15 protein-coding genes are annotated in these 15,140 nt (G+C 66.1%); 10 read left to right on the top strand and 5 right to left on the bottom strand.

What is annotated here, in order from left to right:
- Positions 1 to 58 precede the first annotated feature (58 nt).
- Together pssA and MTX23_RS21235 are read left to right on the top strand one after the other, a co-directional pair.
- A complete protein-coding gene (gene pssA, locus MTX23_RS21240; RefSeq protein WP_280978136.1) occupies positions 59 to 934 on the top strand; it encodes a CDP-diacylglycerol--serine O-phosphatidyltransferase in 876 nt (291 codons plus the stop codon).
- A 232-nt stretch (positions 935 to 1,166) separates the two neighbouring features.
- On the top strand, positions 1,167 to 1,886 hold the full coding sequence (locus MTX23_RS21235; protein WP_280972148.1) for an RraA family protein: 720 nt from the start codon (positions 1,167 to 1,169) through the stop codon (positions 1,884 to 1,886).
- Between the two features lie 105 nt (positions 1,887 to 1,991).
- Here MTX23_RS21235 and MTX23_RS21230 read toward each other — a convergent pair whose 3' ends face one another.
- Together MTX23_RS21230 and MTX23_RS21225 are read right to left on the bottom strand one after the other, a co-directional pair.
- Positions 1,992 to 2,612 carry a TerC family protein gene (locus MTX23_RS21230; RefSeq protein WP_280972147.1) on the bottom strand — a complete coding sequence of 207 codons (621 nt, stop codon included), beginning with the start codon at positions 2,610 to 2,612 and terminating at the stop codon, positions 1,992 to 1,994.
- Positions 2,613 to 2,899: 287 nt separating this feature from the next.
- Positions 2,900 to 3,184 (bottom strand): hypothetical protein, encoded by a 285-nt coding sequence (locus tag MTX23_RS21225; RefSeq protein WP_280972146.1) that lies wholly within the window; start codon positions 3,182 to 3,184, stop codon positions 2,900 to 2,902.
- 372 nt (positions 3,185 to 3,556) lie between these two features.
- Here MTX23_RS21225 and MTX23_RS21220 point away from each other — a divergent pair, with 372 nt between their 5' ends.
- The gene (locus MTX23_RS21220) at positions 3,557 to 4,387 is read left to right on the top strand and encodes an SDR family oxidoreductase (protein WP_280972145.1); all 831 of its coding nucleotides are present in this window, start codon (positions 3,557 to 3,559) and stop codon (positions 4,385 to 4,387) included.
- A 122-nt stretch (positions 4,388 to 4,509) separates the two neighbouring features.
- Here the strand turns inward: MTX23_RS21220 and MTX23_RS21215 are convergent, their stop codons facing one another.
- From MTX23_RS21215 to MTX23_RS21205, 3 genes are all read right to left on the bottom strand, one after another.
- Positions 4,510 to 5,106: a DUF2889 domain-containing protein gene (locus MTX23_RS21215; protein WP_280972144.1), complete on the bottom strand. Its 597-nt coding sequence runs from the start codon at positions 5,104 to 5,106 to the stop codon at positions 4,510 to 4,512.
- 92 nt (positions 5,107 to 5,198) lie between these two features.
- Positions 5,199 to 6,755, bottom strand: coding sequence for a long-chain fatty acid--CoA ligase (locus tag MTX23_RS21210; protein WP_280972143.1), 1,557 nt, complete (start codon positions 6,753 to 6,755; stop codon positions 5,199 to 5,201).
- Positions 6,685 to 7,446, bottom strand: a complete 762-nt coding sequence (locus tag MTX23_RS21205; protein ID WP_280972142.1) for a TetR/AcrR family transcriptional regulator — start codon at positions 7,444 to 7,446, stop codon at positions 6,685 to 6,687. The genes MTX23_RS21210 and MTX23_RS21205 overlap by 71 nt, the downstream gene beginning before the upstream one ends.
- 95 nt (positions 7,447 to 7,541) lie before the next feature.
- Here MTX23_RS21205 and MTX23_RS21200 point away from each other — a divergent pair, with 95 nt between their 5' ends.
- The 7 genes from MTX23_RS21200 to MTX23_RS21170 all read left to right on the top strand — a co-directional run bounded on the left by MTX23_RS21200 (position 7,542) and on the right by MTX23_RS21170 (position 15,134).
- Positions 7,542 to 8,726, top strand: a complete 1,185-nt coding sequence (locus MTX23_RS21200) for a lipid-transfer protein (protein WP_280972141.1) — start codon at positions 7,542 to 7,544, stop codon at positions 8,724 to 8,726.
- A gap of 8 nt (positions 8,727 to 8,734) precedes the next feature.
- Positions 8,735 to 9,190: a MaoC family dehydratase N-terminal domain-containing protein gene (locus MTX23_RS21195; protein WP_280972140.1), complete on the top strand. Its 456-nt coding sequence runs from the start codon at positions 8,735 to 8,737 to the stop codon at positions 9,188 to 9,190.
- Positions 9,187 to 9,594: a MaoC family dehydratase gene (locus tag MTX23_RS21190; protein ID WP_280972139.1), complete on the top strand. Its 408-nt coding sequence runs from the start codon at positions 9,187 to 9,189 to the stop codon at positions 9,592 to 9,594. Before MTX23_RS21195 ends, MTX23_RS21190 begins: the two co-directional genes overlap by 4 nt.
- 219 nt (positions 9,595 to 9,813) lie before the next feature.
- Positions 9,814 to 10,641 (top strand): SDR family oxidoreductase, encoded by an 828-nt coding sequence (locus MTX23_RS21185; protein ID WP_280972138.1) that lies wholly within the window; start codon positions 9,814 to 9,816, stop codon positions 10,639 to 10,641.
- A 13-nt stretch (positions 10,642 to 10,654) separates the two neighbouring features.
- Complete coding sequence (locus MTX23_RS21180; protein ID WP_280972137.1) at positions 10,655 to 11,800, top strand: acyl-CoA dehydrogenase family protein; 1,146 nt, start codon at positions 10,655 to 10,657, stop codon at positions 11,798 to 11,800.
- A gap of 398 nt (positions 11,801 to 12,198) precedes the next feature.
- Positions 12,199 to 13,863 (top strand): thiamine pyrophosphate-binding protein, encoded by a 1,665-nt coding sequence (locus MTX23_RS21175; protein ID WP_280972136.1) that lies wholly within the window; start codon positions 12,199 to 12,201, stop codon positions 13,861 to 13,863.
- Positions 13,863 to 15,134, top strand: a complete 1,272-nt coding sequence (locus MTX23_RS21170) for an FAD-binding oxidoreductase (RefSeq protein ID WP_280972135.1) — start codon at positions 13,863 to 13,865, stop codon at positions 15,132 to 15,134. Before MTX23_RS21175 ends, MTX23_RS21170 begins: the two co-directional genes overlap by 1 nt.
- The last annotated feature ends 6 nt before the right edge of the window (positions 15,135 to 15,140 follow it).

Here is a 15,140-nt window from a genome sequence, read left to right as displayed (position 1 = left end):
AGCCGGTTCCTGCCGCATTGGCGGAGCGGGCGCGTGCTTGCTATATTAGTAAGCCATGGTGCCATTCGACCCAGACTCTCCCGAGTTTCGCCGCCGGCGGTTCCGCCCGATCCCGGTGCGAATGCTTGTGCCGAACATGATCACGCTGCTGGCGATCTGCGCCGGCCTGACCGCGATCCGCCTCTCGACGGAAGGGCGGATGGAGCTTGCGGTTGCCGCGATTGTGTTCGCCGCGATCCTCGACGGCATCGATGGCCGCGTCGCGCGCATGATCAAGGGCCAGTCGAAATTCGGCGCCGAGCTCGACAGCCTCGCCGACTTCGTCAATTTCGGCGTCGCGCCGGGCCTGATCCTGTATTTCTGGCAGCTGCACGAGCTGAACAATGGCGGCTGGATCGCCGCGATGGTGTTCGCGATCTCCGGCGGCCTGCGCCTGGCGCGGTTCAACGCCTCGATCGACGATCCGAACAAGCCTGCCTTCGCCGCCAATTACTTCACCGGCGTGCCGGCGCCGGCCGGCGCGATTACCGTGCTGCTGCCGATCTATCTCGCCTTCCTCGGCGTGCCGATGCCGCCGGCGACGCTGACGGCGTTCTATACGCTGCTGATCGCGTTCCTGATGGTGTCGCGGCTGCCGGTGTTCTCCGGCAAGACGGTGAAGATGCGCGTGCCGCCGGAAATGGTGCTGCCGGTGTTCGTCGCGGTGGTGTTCTTCGTCGCGCTCTTGATCGGCTATCCCTGGCACATCCTGTCGGCGGGCTCGGTGCTCTATTTGATCAGCCTGCCCTGGGGCTGGAAGTCGTATCGCGACCAGGAGCGCAGTCTTGCCGCGCAAACGCAGGCGGCGAGCGCACCGGCGCCGACAGCGGCACCGGCCTACACGCCGCCAGCCGCGAGCACCGACCAGGACAACCGTCCGGCAAGGTTGAACTGAGGCCGGCCAAACATCTTCAGTCCCTCATGGTGAGAAGCGCGGCACGCGCGTCTCGAACCATGAGGCCCCGCTGGTGGCCTCATCCTTCGAGACGCGGCTTCGCCGCTCCTCAGGATGAGAAAGAGCACTTCCCAAATATCAGCCATGAGCGTTCGCTCGGTTGGGTTCGCGCCCGATCTCGGCTATAGGCTGAGACCGGCCTGCGCATGCCAAAAATCAGGAGAGAAACGCCGTGACGACATCTGCTTCCGCCCCGCTTCCCGCCTCCGTCCTCGAAGCGTTGGCGCGCTACGACACGCCGACGATCTGCAACGCGATGGAGATCGTGGCGCCGGAGCGCCGGCTGATCGGCTACACGGTGAAGCCGCTGGTCTGCCCGTTTCCGACGCTGCCGCCGATCGTCGGCTTTGCCCGCACCGCGACGATCCGCTCGGTGCTGAAATCCGGCCTCTCCGCCGAGGAGCAGTCGAAGCGCCGCATCGAATACTACGAATATGTCGGGACCGGTGCCGGGCCGCGCATCTCCGTGATCCAGGACATCGACGGCCCCGACGTCGGCTACGGCGCGTTCTGGGGTGAGGTGCAGAGCAACGTCCACAAGGCGCTGGGCTGCCTCGGCGTCATCACCGACGGCTCGATCCGCGATATCCCGCAGTGGGCGCCGGGCTTCCAGGCGCTGGCGGGCTCGATCGGCCCGTCGCATGCCTGGGTGCATGCGGAAAGCTTCGGCGGTGAGGTCCGCGTCGCCGGCATGACGGTGCGCTCCAACGACCTGATCCACGCCGACAGCCACGGCGCCATCGTGATCCCCTATGAGGTCGCGGCAAAGTTGCCTGAAGCCGCCGAACTGTGCGGCCGCCGCGAGACGCCGATCCTGGAGATCGCGCGATCGAAGGATTTTTCGCTCGAGAAGCTGAAGGACGCGCTGAAGCGCTCGGCGGAGATCCACTGAGATCATTGAGATTGAAGTGGCGCGGTAGCGCAAGTTCACCTCTCCCCGCTGGGAGAGGTGAAGGTTTGCGGCACGACCAACGTTCTGACGCTCTACATTCCGTGGTCAGGCCGGGGCGATCCTGGCGACGTCGGAGATGCCGCGAACGGTCATGTCGATGGCGACATAGAGGATCACCAGCAGGCCGACATAGGCGATCCAGCGGTGGGTCTGCAGCAGCCGCGCGATGAACGAGGCCGCCGCGCCCATCAGCGCGATCGAGAGGATCAGGCCGAACACCAGCACGATCGGCTGCTCGCGCGCGGCACCTGCGACCGCGAGCACATTGTCGAGCGACATCGAGACGTCGGCGACGATGATCTGCGTGGTGGCCTGAAGCAGCGTCTTGCGTGGCGCCTCCGCATCGTCAGCACCGTGCCCCGCCGTTTCGTCCGCTGCCGACGCGCGCAACTCGCGCCACATCTTCCAGCACACCCAGAGCAGCAGGATGCCGCCCGCGAGCAGCAGGCCAACGATCTGCATGAGCTGCGTCGCGGCGATGGCGAACAGGATGCGCAGCAGCGTCGCGGCGCCGATGCCGATCAGGATCGCCTTGGTGCGTTGCCGCTCGGGCAGTCCCGCGGCGGCCAGGCCGATGACGACGGCATTGTCGCCGGCCAGCACGAGGTCGATGAGGATGACCTGCAGCAATGCGCTGAAAGTTTCGAGTGTGAGAAGTTCGGACATGGGTCATGCTCCCCTTGAGGTCGGGGAGTGGACCGGTTTCGACGTGTTGGCTGTCGCCATCGGGCGGATGGCGAATCCACCACGACGCGGAGCCGCGTCGCGGGTCGAAGCAGGGCCACTCCAATGTTCCAGTCCGACATCGCAGCTTGTGGCTGCCAGAGGGGCCCGGCCTGGGATTTACGGTCGCTCAATCATGATGCGATTAGATTGAAGCGCATCATGATCTCATCTTTTTGTTTGAGCATGATCTTTTCGGAAAACCGGTTTCCACTTTTCCGGATCATGCTCTAGTCCGGACGCAGCGCGGCCTGCTCCTCGAAGAACAGCGCCGCCTGATCCGGCTCACCGAGGATCGCCGCTGCACACCCCATCAGGGTGAACGCACCGGCAAAATCCCAAAGGTTCAAGTGCGCCGAAGTTGTCCGCACGCGGATTGCGTACGCCACGACCGCGGCGATTGCGGCCTGTGCGAACAGCAGGATGCTGAGCACGGGCAGGACCAGTCCGGGCTCGATCAGGCGGATCGCTGCGATCGCCGGCAGTGCGGTCAGCACGCCGAGCAGGAGCAGCATGCCGAATGGCTCCGGTGATGGAGCATTCCGCGTGATCCTGTTTGGAGCCGATCGGAACATCCTGTGCCCGTTCGCGCATGCCCGGCAGCAACCGCGCGCCATGGCTTCGTCGACTTGCGCCGACGATACCAGAACCGGCTCATGTCGAGACGTGGCGTGGCGCCGCAGGAGAGGGTTGTCCGTGCGGCGATGCGACGCGCGCCAGACTACGCGGGCAGCGGCCGGAATTGAGATCGAGATGCAACCTAAAAATGTCGTGATGTCGACCAGCAGTTACGGGGATGTGCTGGCGCGACGGCCGCACGCCATGGCAAAGTTGATATCGCCAATTATCTTTGATGCTGGTGCAGGGACGACCGAAGGACGATGGCAATGAACATGGAAGGCAAGACGGTGTTGATCACCGGCTCCACCGATGGCGTCGGTCGCTACGTGGCGATGAAGCTCGCCGCCGCCGGCGCCCGGGTCCTGATCCATGGCCGCGACACGACGCGGGCGCAGACACTCGCCGACGAGATCAAGCGGGTGAGCGGCCGCGAGCCGATGTTCTATCAGGCCGATCTTTCCTCGCTCGCGGAGGTCCGCGAGTTCGCCCAGCTCGTGCTCGACGATCAGGAGAGGCTCGACGTCTTCGTCAGCAACGCCGGCATCGGCTCGCAGAACGAGGGGCCGGCGCGGCAGACCAGCAAGGACGGGCACGAGCTGCGCTTCGCGGTGAACTATCTCGCCGGCTTCCTGCTCACGCACATGCTCCTGCCGCGGCTGAAGGCGAGCGCCCCTTCGCGTATCGTCCAGGTCGCCTCGCTCGGCCAGCATCCGATCGATTTCGACGACGTGATGATCACGAGGAATTACAGCGGCGGGCGCGCCTATGCGCAGAGCAAGCTGTCGCAGATCATGTTCACGATCGATCTCGCGGCGGAGTTGCAGGGAACCGGCGTAACCGTGAACGCGCTGCATCCGGCGACCTACATGAACACCACGATGGTGCGCGCCAGCGGCACCACGCCAATGTCGACCGTAGAGCAGGGCGGCGACGCCATCCTGCATCTGGTCCACGGCGACGACGTTGCCGACCGAAGCGGGTTGTTCTTCGACGGCATGCGCGAAGCCCGCCCCCATTCGCAGGCTTATGACGCCGAGGCGCGAAGGCGGCTGCGGGCGTTGAGCCTGAAATTGGCGGGATTGTCGGGTAACCCGTAAGGTGGGTTAGCGAAGCGTAACCCACCATCACGCGGATCGGACGGAAGGTGGGTTACGCCTTCTGCCTTCGCTCGTTGAGCTACGGCGAACGTCGTCGGCTAACCCACCCCGCGACCACGGCTCTATGATTCCTGCGTCGCCCCGACAGCTTTCTTCGCGAACTGCGGAAACATCTCGGCCACCACGGGCCCGTCCAGACGCCAAGAGTAGCAGCCGCCGACGAAGAACGGCGGTTCCTTGAGCTCCTGCTGTTGGTCGAGCGAGTCGCGGCCCTGCGGGTTCTTGCCTGACGTTGCCGTCTGGAACAGCGTCGTCACCGCCGGGCCCAGCAGCTCCGCGAGATGCGTGCAGGTCTCCAGCCGGCCGATCTTGCGCCTGATAATCTCGCGCCAGCCCTTGCCGATGCGTTCGCCGACCAGGCGTTGCAGAATGCCTTCGACATCGAGGCAGGACGGGTAGGGCGTCGAGGCCATCGTCGTGCCGGTCTCGCGGATCGTGAAGCTGTCGTCGACCGCGAGCCGCAGACGGATGTCGTGCACGGGATCGTCGGGCTGCTGCAGGCCGCGATGGCGGTCGTGCCGCGCATAGGGTTTTGTGTCGACCAGCCGCGCCTCGACCTCCCACAGCCCGTCGTCTCTGAGATAGCCGAGACATTCGACGGAGCGGCGGTGCATCAGGCGGCGCGGCTTGCCGTCGGCATTCGTATCGGGTGCGGACATCGGAACTCGCTGGATTGAATCTAACCGATCCAATCGGCCGCTTGCTCCGATGTCAACGCTTGCTGCTGAAACCACGCCATGCAACGCGCGCGTCAGCTGACGCGCCGGTCGCGGTTCTCCCAGTACGGCCGGCGCAGCTCGCGCTTCAGGATCTTGCCGGCGCCGGAGAGCGGCAGCGGTGTCGAGGTAATGTCGACGCTGCGCGGACATTTGTAGCCGGCGATCAGCGTCTTGCAGTGCTCCATCAGTTCTTCCGGCGTGGCGCTGGCGCCGCTCTTCATGACGACGACGGCGTGAACCTGCTCGCCCCAGCGCTCGCTCGGGATGCCGATCACCGCGCATTGCGCCACCGCCGGATGCTGCGCCAGCGCATTCTCGACCTCCGCCGAATAGACGTTCTCGCCGCCGGAGATGATCATGTCCTTGACGCGGTCGACGACATAGACGAAGCCGTCCTCGTCCATGTAGCCGCCGTCGCCGGTGTGCATCCAGCCGTCGATCACCGCGCGCGCGGTTTCCTCCGGACGCTCCCAATAGCCCATCATCACGACGTTGCCGCGCACCGCGATCTCGCCCACGGTGCCTGATGGCACCACCTTGTCGTCGGCATCGACGATCTTGACCTCGCAGCCGAGCGTGGCGCGGCCGGCGGCGCGATGCCGGCCCTTGGCGCGGCCTTCGCCGATATGCTCCTTCCAGTGCAGCAGCGTTGCGATCGGTGACAGCTCGGTCATGCCGTAGGCCTGCGTGAACTCGACATGCGGCAGCGCCTTCATCGCGCGCATCAGCACGGCGTCGCTGATCGGCGAGGCGCCATAGGCGATCCGTCGCAGCGACGACAGGTCGTAATTGCCGAGCGTGGGATGATCGACGAACATCTGGATCATGGTCGGCACCAGCAGGACGTCGGTGACGCGCTCCTTCTGCATGGCGGCGGCGACGCCATCGGGCGTGAAGCCCTGGATCACGACGTTCGAGCCGCCCGACAGCAGCACCGAATACATCGCCGCGCCATTGGCGAGGTGAAACATCGGCGCCGCATGCAGGTAGGTCGACGTGCCCGGCCACAGGCCTTCGCCGAGCGCGTTCAGCGCGTTGGCCATCAGGTTGCCGTGGCTCAGCATCACGCCCTTGGAGCGGCCGGTGGTGCCGCCGGTGTAGAAGATGCCCGCGAGGTCGCTCGCGCCGCGCATCGCGTCCGGGATGCGCTGGTGGCGCGCAATCAGCGTCTCGTAATTCTCCATGCCGTCAGGCGTCGCGCCATCGTCGGCATAGACGAGCTTCAGCCCAGGAATGGCCTTCGCCAGCGTCGCGCCGACCGGCGCAAACGCCTTGTCGACGAACAGGATCTCGGCACGGCAGTCGCGCAGCGCGTCCTCGTTCTCCAGCTGAGACCAGCGGATGTTGAGCGGCACGATCACCGCGCCCGCCCAGCCGACGGCGAGATAAAGCTCGAGATAGCGATCGGAATTCAGCGACAGGATCGCGACGCGATCGCCATCTCTGGCGCCGAGGCCGCGAATGCCGGCGGCGAGGCGGGCGACGCGGTCGCCGACCTCGCGCCAGTTGCGGCGCCGCTCACCGCAGACGACCGCGAGTCCGTTTGGATTGACCTGCAGCGCGCGCCGCAGTCCGTGCGTGATGTTCACTCCTGTCCTCCCTTGATGCGTTTCCCGTGCGAGGCAGTTTGTCCGCCTTCTTGCGCGTCGTTGTGGCGATCCCTTCAGTCAGGCGGATCGCGAATTCCTCGGCCACGGCCTTGCCGGTCATCGAGCCGCCGGGCTGAAACCAATGGCCGATCCAGTTCAGCGAGCCCGCGATCGCGAAGGCCGAGAGTTTCGGATCGCACGGCCTGATCGAGCCGTCGTCGACGCCCTCGGCGATATAGCTGCGGAAGGCGCGGTCGATCCGCCTTTTCGCCATCTGGACGATCTTGCGGTTGTTCTCGTTGAGATCGCGGATGTCGAAGCGGACGAGGCTCTTGCCGTAGTCGGTGGTCATCAGCTCGGCATATCTGACAGTGAGCTTGCGCAGCTTATCAAGGCCGGTGCCGCCGCCGGCCGAGGTCTCGGCGATGCAATCGTCGACCAGCTCGTTGCCGAGCGACCAGCACTCGAACAGGATCTCGTCCTTGCCGCGGAAGTAATTGTAGAGCGCCGGCTTGGTGATGTTCAGCCGCTTGGCGACGTCGTTGAGCGTGGCGCGGTGATAACCCTGTTCCAGGAACAGCGCGACCGCCGCGCGCAACACCGCCTCGCGCTTCTCGTCGCGGGCGCGCCGGCGGCTTTCGAATGGCAGCCAGGGCGACTGGGGGGTGGAGGAGGGGGCGTGGGCGTCCATGGCGTGCGCTGGGTGTCGCATTGACTCCGGGAGGTTGCCCGTATATTACCCATCGGTAATATATAGTCCAGTGGGTAATTTTCGGGAGGACAATAATGACGTCACGCGCCTACGTTGCCGGGGTCGGCATGATCCCGTTCGTCAAGCCCGGCGCCAACGCGCCGTATCACGTGATGGGCGCGGAAGCCGCCAGGCTCGCGCTGGCCGATGCCGGGCTCGACTACGGCCGTGTGCAGCAGGCCTATGTCGGCTACGTCTATGGCGACTCCACCTGCGGGCAGCGCGCGCTGTATCCGGTTGGCATGACCGGCATCCCGATCGTCAACGTCAACAACAACTGCTCGACCGGGTCGACCGCGCTGTTCCTGGCGCGGCAGGCGATTGAATCAGGCGCCGCGGACTGCGTGATGGCGCTCGGCTTCGAGCAGATGAAGCCCGGCGCGCTCGGTGCGGTCTTCACCGATCGCCCCAGCGCGTTCGACGATTTCGATGCCGCCGCAGACAAGCTTGTCGACGCGCCCGGCGTGCCGCTGGCGCTGCGCTATTTCGGCGGCGCGGGCCTCAGCCACATGAAGAAATACGGCACGCCGCTCAATGCCTTCGCCAAGGTGCGCGCAAAGGCGAGCCGCCATGCCAAGAACAATCCGCTGGCGCTGTTTCGCAAGGAGGTCACCGCCGACGACGTGATGAACGACCAGGTGATCTGGCCCGGCGTGATGACGCGGCTGATGGCATGTCCGCCGACCTGCGGCGGCGCCGCGGCGATCCTGGTCTCGGAAAAGTTCGCCGACCAGCACGGCCTCAACAGGCAGGTCCGCATCGCAGCCCAGGCGATGACGACGGACACGCCGTCGACCTTCGCGGCCGGCGACATGATGCAGGTGGTCGGCTACGACATGGCGCGCGATGCCGCGAAGAAGGTCTACGAGGCCGCCGGCATCGGCCCGGAGGATCTCGACGTCGTCGAGCTGCACGATTGCTTCGCCCATAACGAGCTGATCACCTATGAGGGGCTTGGCCTGTGCGGCGAGGGCGAGGCGGCGCGCTTCATCGACGACGGCGACAACACCTATGGCGGCAGGATCGTCACCAATCCGTCCGGCGGCCTGTTGTCGAAGGGCCATCCGCTTGGCGCCACCGGCCTTGCGCAATGCTATGAGCTGACGCGGCAGCTGCGCGGCACCGCGGCGGCCACGCAAGTGGAAGGCGCGCGGATCGGCCTGCAGCACAATCTCGGCCTCGGCGGCGCCTGCGTCGTGACGCTCTACGAGCGCGCCTGAGGTCACGCATGGTCGATCAATCCGCCGTCGGGCGCACCTTCACGCCGGTGACCGCGCGCGTCGAGCCCGGGCGGCTGCGCTTCTTCCTCGATACGCTCGGCGAGCGCAATCCGCTCTATCGCGCCGACAAGGCCGCGCGGGCGGCCGGCTACACGGCGGCCCCGGTGCCGCCGACCTATCTGTTCTGCCTTGAAATGATGGACGCACCCGATCCGTTCGAGTTCCTTAACGCGCTCGATATCGATCTCGCCCGCGTGCTGCATGGCGAGCAGCGCTTCGACTATCACGCGCCTGTGGTCGTCGGCGACACGCTGACCTTCAAATCCCGGGTCGCTGACGTCACCGACAAGAAGGGCGGGGCGATGACGCTGATCGTCGTCGTCACCGAGGTCACCAATCAGAACGGCGTCCATGTCGCCGATACTTCGCGCACCGTGGTGGTACGCAATGTGGTGCCGTTATGAGCGCAAAGCTTCCGTCGGTCGGCGACCGTCTCGTCCACAAGGAGTTTCCGCCGGTCACCCGCCATCGCCTCGCGCTGTATTGCGGCGCCTCCGGCGATCACAATCCGATCCATGTCGACATCGACTTCGCGAAGGCGGCCGGTTTCCCCGACGTGTTCTCGCACGGCATGCTTGTCATGGGCTATCTCGGCCAGGCGCTGACGGACGCGGTCGCGCCGTCGCGCATCCGCTCGTTCTCCACGCGCTTTGCCGCGATCACCCAGCTCGGCGCCAAGCTGACCTGCGAGGGCACCGTGACCGAGCTGATGGAGCAGGATGGTGAGAAGCGAGCGAAGCTTGCGCTCACCACGAAAGACCAGAACGGCGAGATCAAGCTCGCCGGGGAAGCCGTGATTGCGCTGTAGAGGGATGAGGTGAGCTGCGGCGACGAAGGGATAGCTCTCCCTCGCCCCGCTCTTGCGGGAGAGGGTTGGGGTGAGGGGATGCTTCCGCGAGCTCCGCAGGCCCGTGAGACCTGCACCCCTCACCCGGAACGCATCTGGCGATGCGTTCCGACCTCTCCCCGTAGGCGGGGCGAGGTGAAGCGGCACCCACGGAAATCATGTTGCTTGAGGGAGGTTTGAATGTCGAAACTGCAAGGCAAAGTCGCGCTCGTCTCCGGTTCGGGCCGTGGCATCGGGCGCGCGATCGCGTTGAAGCTTGCGAGCGAGGGCGCGCGCGTCGTGGTCAATGACCTTGATGCCGAGCCGGGCGATGCGGTCGCGGCCGAGATCAAGGCCATGGGCGGCGAGGCGATCGCGGTCAACGGCAGCGTGACCGAGGCGGGCTTCGCCGATCGCTTCGTGGGTAGCGCGATGGAGCGCTTCGGCGGTCTCGACATCATCGTCAACAATGCCGGCTACACCTGGGACTCGACGATCCAGAAGATGACCGACGAGCAGTTCCAGGCGATGCTCGACGTCCACCTCGTCGCCCCGTTCCGCATCCTGCGCGCCGCGTCCGAGCCGATCCGCGTGATGGCGAAGCGGGAGGCGGAGGCCGGCCGCGAGGTGTTCCGCAAGGTCGTCAACATCTCCTCGATCGCGGGCCTTTACGGCAATGCCGGGCAGGCGAGCTATTCGTCGGCGAAGGCGTCGCTGATCGGGCTGACGCGGACGATGTGCAAGGAGTGGGGCCGCTACAAGGTCAACGTCAATTGCGTCGCCTTCGGCCTGATCAACACCCGCCTGACCCAGCCGATCGAGGCGCAGCAGAAGACCATCGACGTCGCCGGCCGCGACATCAAGGTTGGCGTGCAGCCGCAGATGCTGGAGGCGATGGGCCGGATGATCCCGCTCGGCCGCGGCGGCACGCCCGAGGAGGCGGCGGACGCGGTCTATCTGTTCTGCTCGCCGGAATCGAACTACATCAGCGGCCAAGTGATCGTCGCCGGCGGCGGTCTGCTGATTTAATTGCGAGGGCATGATGCAATACCGATCGTCCTGGATGACCGAGGAGCTGGACACCTTCCGTGACCAGTTCCGCAAATTCCTCGCCAAGGATCTGGCGCCGCACGCCGAGACATGGCGCGCGCAGAAGCTGGTCGACCGCTCAGCCTGGCGCGCGCTCGGCGAGATGGGCGCGCTGCTGCCGAGCGTGCCGGAGGCCTATGGCGGCCTCGGCACCAGCTTCGCCTATGACGCCGCCGTGCTCGACGACCTCGAGAGCACCGTGCCGGAGCTGACGACCGGCGTCTCCGTGCACAGCGCGATCGTCGCGCACTACATCCTCAATTACGGCTCGGAGGAGCAGAAGAAGCGCTGGCTGCCGAAGATGGCGTCGGGCGAGATGGTCGGCGCCATCGCGATGACCGAGCCCGGCACCGGCTCCGATCTGCAGAGCGTCAAGACCACGGCAAAGAAGCAGGGCAATTCCTACGTCATCAACGGCCAGAAGACCTTCATCACCAACGGCCAGGCCGCCGACCTCGTCATCGTGGTCGCGCGCACCGGCGGTCCGGGCGCCAAGGGCCTCTCGCTGATCGTGGTCGAGACCGCAGGCGCCGAGGGCTACCGGCGCGGCCGCAACCTCGACAAGATCGGCCTGCACGCCTCGGATACCTCGGAATTGTTCTTCGACAATGTCGTGGTGCCGCCGGAAAACCTGCTCGGCGCCGAGGAGGGCAACGGCTTCGTGCAACTGATGCAGCAATTGCCGCAGGAGCGGCTGGCGCTCGCGATCGGCGCCGTCGCCTCGATGGAGCGCGCGGTCAGGATCACGGCCGAGTACACCAAGGAGCGCAACGCGTTCGGCAAGCCGCTGATCGAGTTCCAGAACACCGCTTTCAAGCTCGCCGAGCGCAAGACCGAAGCAATGATCGCCCGCGTGTTCGTCGACTGGTGCGTGGAGCGCCTGGTCGCCGGCGATCTCGATACGGTGACGGCCTCGATGGCGAAATGGTGGTGCTCGCAGAAGCAGGTCGAGACCGCGGACGAGTGCCTCCAGCTCCACGGCGGCTACGGCTACATGCAGGAATATCCGATCTCGCGGATGTTCATTGATTCCCGCATCCAGAAGATCTATGGCGGCACCAACGAGATTATGAAGCTGTTGATCGCGCGCTCGCTGTAGGTGGGCAATCGTCCCTCTGCGTCACAAGCGCCATAACCCCTCATCCTGAGGAGCCGCGAAGCGGCGTCCCGAAGGATGTAGGCCAAAGGCGAGGCCTCATGGTTCGCCTCGCGAGGCGAAGCATCGTCGAGACGCGCGTTCCGCGCTCCTCACCATGAGGGGCAATACGGCGCCCGCAGGCGGGACGCGGCCCGTGCTGGGCCGATCGGGCAGCAACCGCCCGTTCTGCGGAAATCGGCGGCGCCGCCGCGCTGTCCTTCCCCTGCCGCATGGCTCGTCGTCGCCCTGGTATGCCGAGGCGACTTCGGCCTTGCGCCGTATTCCTGTCTATCATACCCCGGTTCGGACCAGATCCGCGCGAAGCCTCGACACGCGTCAATGTCCGTTAGGGAGCCCTCATGACCAAAAGCAATGCCCGCACCGGAGGCCAGATCCTGATCGACCAGCTGGTCGCGCAAGGGGTGGAGCGCGTCACCTGCGTGCCGGGCGAGAGCTATCTGGCGGCGCTGGACGCCCTGCATGACAGCCCCATCGATGTGGTGGTCTGTCGCGCCGAAGGCGGTGCGGCGATGATGGCGGAGGCCTACGGCAAGCTCACCGGATGTCCGGGCATCTGCTTCGTGACCCGCGGCCCCGGCTCGACCAATGCCGCCCATGGCGTGCACATCGCGATGCAGGACTCGACCCCGATGATCCTGTTCGTCGGCCAGGTCGACACCGGCATGCGCGAGCGCGAGGCGTTCCAGGAACTCGACTACAAGGCGGTATTCGGCACCATGGCGAAATGGGCCGTCGAGATCGATCGCCCTGACCGCATTCCAGAACTGGTCGCACGTGCCTTCCGCGTCGCGTTGCAGGGCCGCCCCGGTCCTGTCGTGATCGCGCTGCCCGAGAACATGCTCACCGAGACGGCTGCGGTTGCCGATGCGCCGCGCGTCGAGCCCGCGGCAACCTGGCCCGCGCCGTCAGATCTCGAGCGCCTCGGCGCGATGCTGGCGACCGCCAAGGCGCCGATCGTCGTGCTCGGCGGCTCCGCCTGGACGGCGGACGCGGCCAAGGGGATCGCGCGCTTTGCCGAGCGGTTCGATCTGCCGGTTGCGACCTCGTTCCGCCGCGCCTCGCTGTTTGACGCCGATCACTCGCATTATGCCGGCGACCTCGGCATCGGCCCGAGCCCGAAACTAAAGGATCGCATCACCGGCGCCGACGTCATCCTGCTGATCGGCGGCCGCATGTCGGAAATGCCGTCATCGTCCTACACGCTGCTCGACATTCCGGTTCCGCAGCAGAAGCTCATTCACGTCCATCCCGGCTCCGAAGAGCTCGGCCGCGTCTATCAGCCGGCGCTCGCGATCCAGGCGACGCCCGCCGCCTTCGTCGCCGCCGTCGAGACCATGAAGCCAGGAGCAACGCCGGCCTGGAATGGTGAGGCAGCGAAGGCGCATGCCGACTACGTCGCGTGGACCGAGAAGCCGCGCGAATTGCCGGGCAACTTCCAGTACGGCCAGGTCGTCACATGGCTGCGCGACCGGCTGCCGAAGGACGCGATCGTCTGCAACGGCGCCGGCAATTACGCCGGCTGGCTGCATCGCCACCATCGTTTCCACGCGTTCGCGGCCCAGCTTGCACCGACCTCGGGCTCGATGGGCTACGGCGTGCCGGCCGCCGTGATGGCCAAGCGGCACTTTCCGGATCGCGTCGTCGTGGCGTTTGCCGGCGACGGCTGCTTCCTGATGAACGGGCAGGAGTTCGCCACCGCGGTCCAGTATGATGCGCCGCTGATCGTCGTCATCATCGACAACGCGCAATACGGCACCATCCGGATGCATCAGGAGCGCGACTATCCCGGCCGCGTCGTCGGCACGCAGCTGAAGAATCCGGACTTCGCGCTTTACGCCAGGGCGTTTGGCGGTCATGGCGAACGGGTCGAGCGCACCGAAGACTTCGCGCCGGCGTTCGAGCGCGCGCTGGCCTCCGGCAAGCCGGCGATCCTGCATTGCCTGGTTGATCAGCGCGCGCTGTCGGTCGGCAAGGACTTTGTGCCGCAGCAGGCCGCGCACTGATGGCCCAGCCCGCGGGCCGTCACGTTGCGATCATCGGTGCCGGCGCGGTCGGCGTGATCAGCGCCATCGAGGCGCTGCGCGAAGGCCACCGCGTCACGCTGATCGATCCGGGCGAGCCCGGCGGCACGCAGGCGGCGAGCTATGGCAATGCCGGCTGGCTGTCGTCGCATTCGGTGATCCCGCCGGCCGAGCCCGGCACCTGGAAGAAGGTTCCGGGCTATCTGATGGATCCGCTCGGGCCGCTGGCCATTCGCTGGTCCTATCTGCCGAAGGCCTTGCCCTGGCTGGTCAAGTATCTGCTGTCGAGCTGGACCGAGGCGCAGGTCGAAGCCACCGCGCGGGCGATGCGCGATCTCTTGAAGGACGCGCCGCTGCTGCACAGGCAGCTCGCGGAGGAAGCCGGTGTTCCCGAACTGATCGAGCGGCGAGGGGTGATGCACGTGTTCCCCGCACGCGCGCCGTTCGACCGCGATCTCGGTTGGCGCATCCGCAAGCGCGTCGGCATCGAATGGCTGGAGCTCAATGAAGATGAGATGCGCCAGCGCGAGCCCGATCTCGACCCGCGCTACAAGTTCGGCGTCGTGGTGGAGGAGGCCGGGCGCTGCCGCGATCCCGGCGCTTACGTCGCAGCGCTCGCCAGCCATGCGATTGCGAACGGCGCCGTCCGCGTTCCGGCCAAGGCGACCGGCCTGAAGCTCCAGGGCGGCAAGCTCGTCGCCGTCGTCACCGAGCGCGGCGAGATCGCCTGCGATGCCGCGGTCGTCGCCGCCGGCGCGCGTTCGAAGCAGCTCACCGCATCAATCGGCGATCCGCTGCCGCTGGAAACCGAGCGCGGCTATCACGTCATGATTGAGAACCCGGAGTCAGGACCGCGCAATTCGATGATGGCCTCCGACGCCAAGATGGTCGTCAACTGGACTGACAAGGGCTTGCGTGCCGCCGGCACCGTCGAGATCGCAGGGTTGGACGCCGAGCCAAACTGGAAGCGCGCCGAGATCCTACGCGACAATCTGCTCAGCATGTTTCCGAAACTGCCCAGGAATATTCCCGCATCGCGCATCAAGACCTGGTTCGGCCACCGCCCGAGCATGCCCGACGGGCGGCCCTGCATCGGTTATGCGCGCGCCTCCCGCGACGTCGTCTACGCGTTCGGCCACGGCCATGTCGGTTTGGTCGGCTCGGCGCGCACCGGCCGGCTCGTCGCGCAATTGTTGAGCGGCAAGCAGCCAGAGATCCGGCTCGCGCCGTTTGCACCGTCACGATTCCTGTAGCCGCGG

It is taken from the genome of Bradyrhizobium sp. ISRA436 (assembly GCF_029910015.1).
Classification (GTDB): domain Bacteria; phylum Pseudomonadota; class Alphaproteobacteria; order Rhizobiales; family Xanthobacteraceae; genus Bradyrhizobium.
Note: the sequence above shows the minus strand (reverse complement) of the source record. Positions and strands in the feature narration are given on the sequence as shown.

Excerpts from the sequence above, each read along its gene's own strand:
- MTX23_RS21230 (WP_280972147.1), bottom strand. The coding sequence starts at position 2,612 with ATGTCCGAACTTCTCACACTCGAAACTTTCAGCGCATTGCTGCAGGTC.
- MTX23_RS21225 (WP_280972146.1), bottom strand. The coding sequence starts at position 3,184 with ATGCTGCTCCTGCTCGGCGTGCTGACCGCACTGCCGGCGATCGCAGCG.
- MTX23_RS21220 (WP_280972145.1), top strand. The coding sequence starts at position 3,557 with ATGAACATGGAAGGCAAGACGGTGTTGATCACCGGCTCCACCGATGGC.
- MTX23_RS21215 (WP_280972144.1), bottom strand. The coding sequence starts at position 5,106 with ATGTCCGCACCCGATACGAATGCCGACGGCAAGCCGCGCCGCCTGATG.
- MTX23_RS21205 (WP_280972142.1), bottom strand. The coding sequence starts at position 7,446 with ATGGACGCCCACGCCCCCTCCTCCACCCCCCAGTCGCCCTGGCTGCCA.
- MTX23_RS21200 (WP_280972141.1), top strand. The coding sequence starts at position 7,542 with ATGACGTCACGCGCCTACGTTGCCGGGGTCGGCATGATCCCGTTCGTC.
- MTX23_RS21195 (WP_280972140.1), top strand. The coding sequence starts at position 8,735 with ATGGTCGATCAATCCGCCGTCGGGCGCACCTTCACGCCGGTGACCGCG.
- MTX23_RS21190 (WP_280972139.1), top strand. The coding sequence starts at position 9,187 with ATGAGCGCAAAGCTTCCGTCGGTCGGCGACCGTCTCGTCCACAAGGAG.
- MTX23_RS21185 (WP_280972138.1), top strand. The coding sequence starts at position 9,814 with ATGTCGAAACTGCAAGGCAAAGTCGCGCTCGTCTCCGGTTCGGGCCGT.
- MTX23_RS21180 (WP_280972137.1), top strand. The coding sequence starts at position 10,655 with ATGCAATACCGATCGTCCTGGATGACCGAGGAGCTGGACACCTTCCGT.
- MTX23_RS21175 (WP_280972136.1), top strand. The coding sequence starts at position 12,199 with ATGACCAAAAGCAATGCCCGCACCGGAGGCCAGATCCTGATCGACCAG.
- MTX23_RS21170 (WP_280972135.1), top strand. The coding sequence starts at position 13,863 with ATGGCCCAGCCCGCGGGCCGTCACGTTGCGATCATCGGTGCCGGCGCG.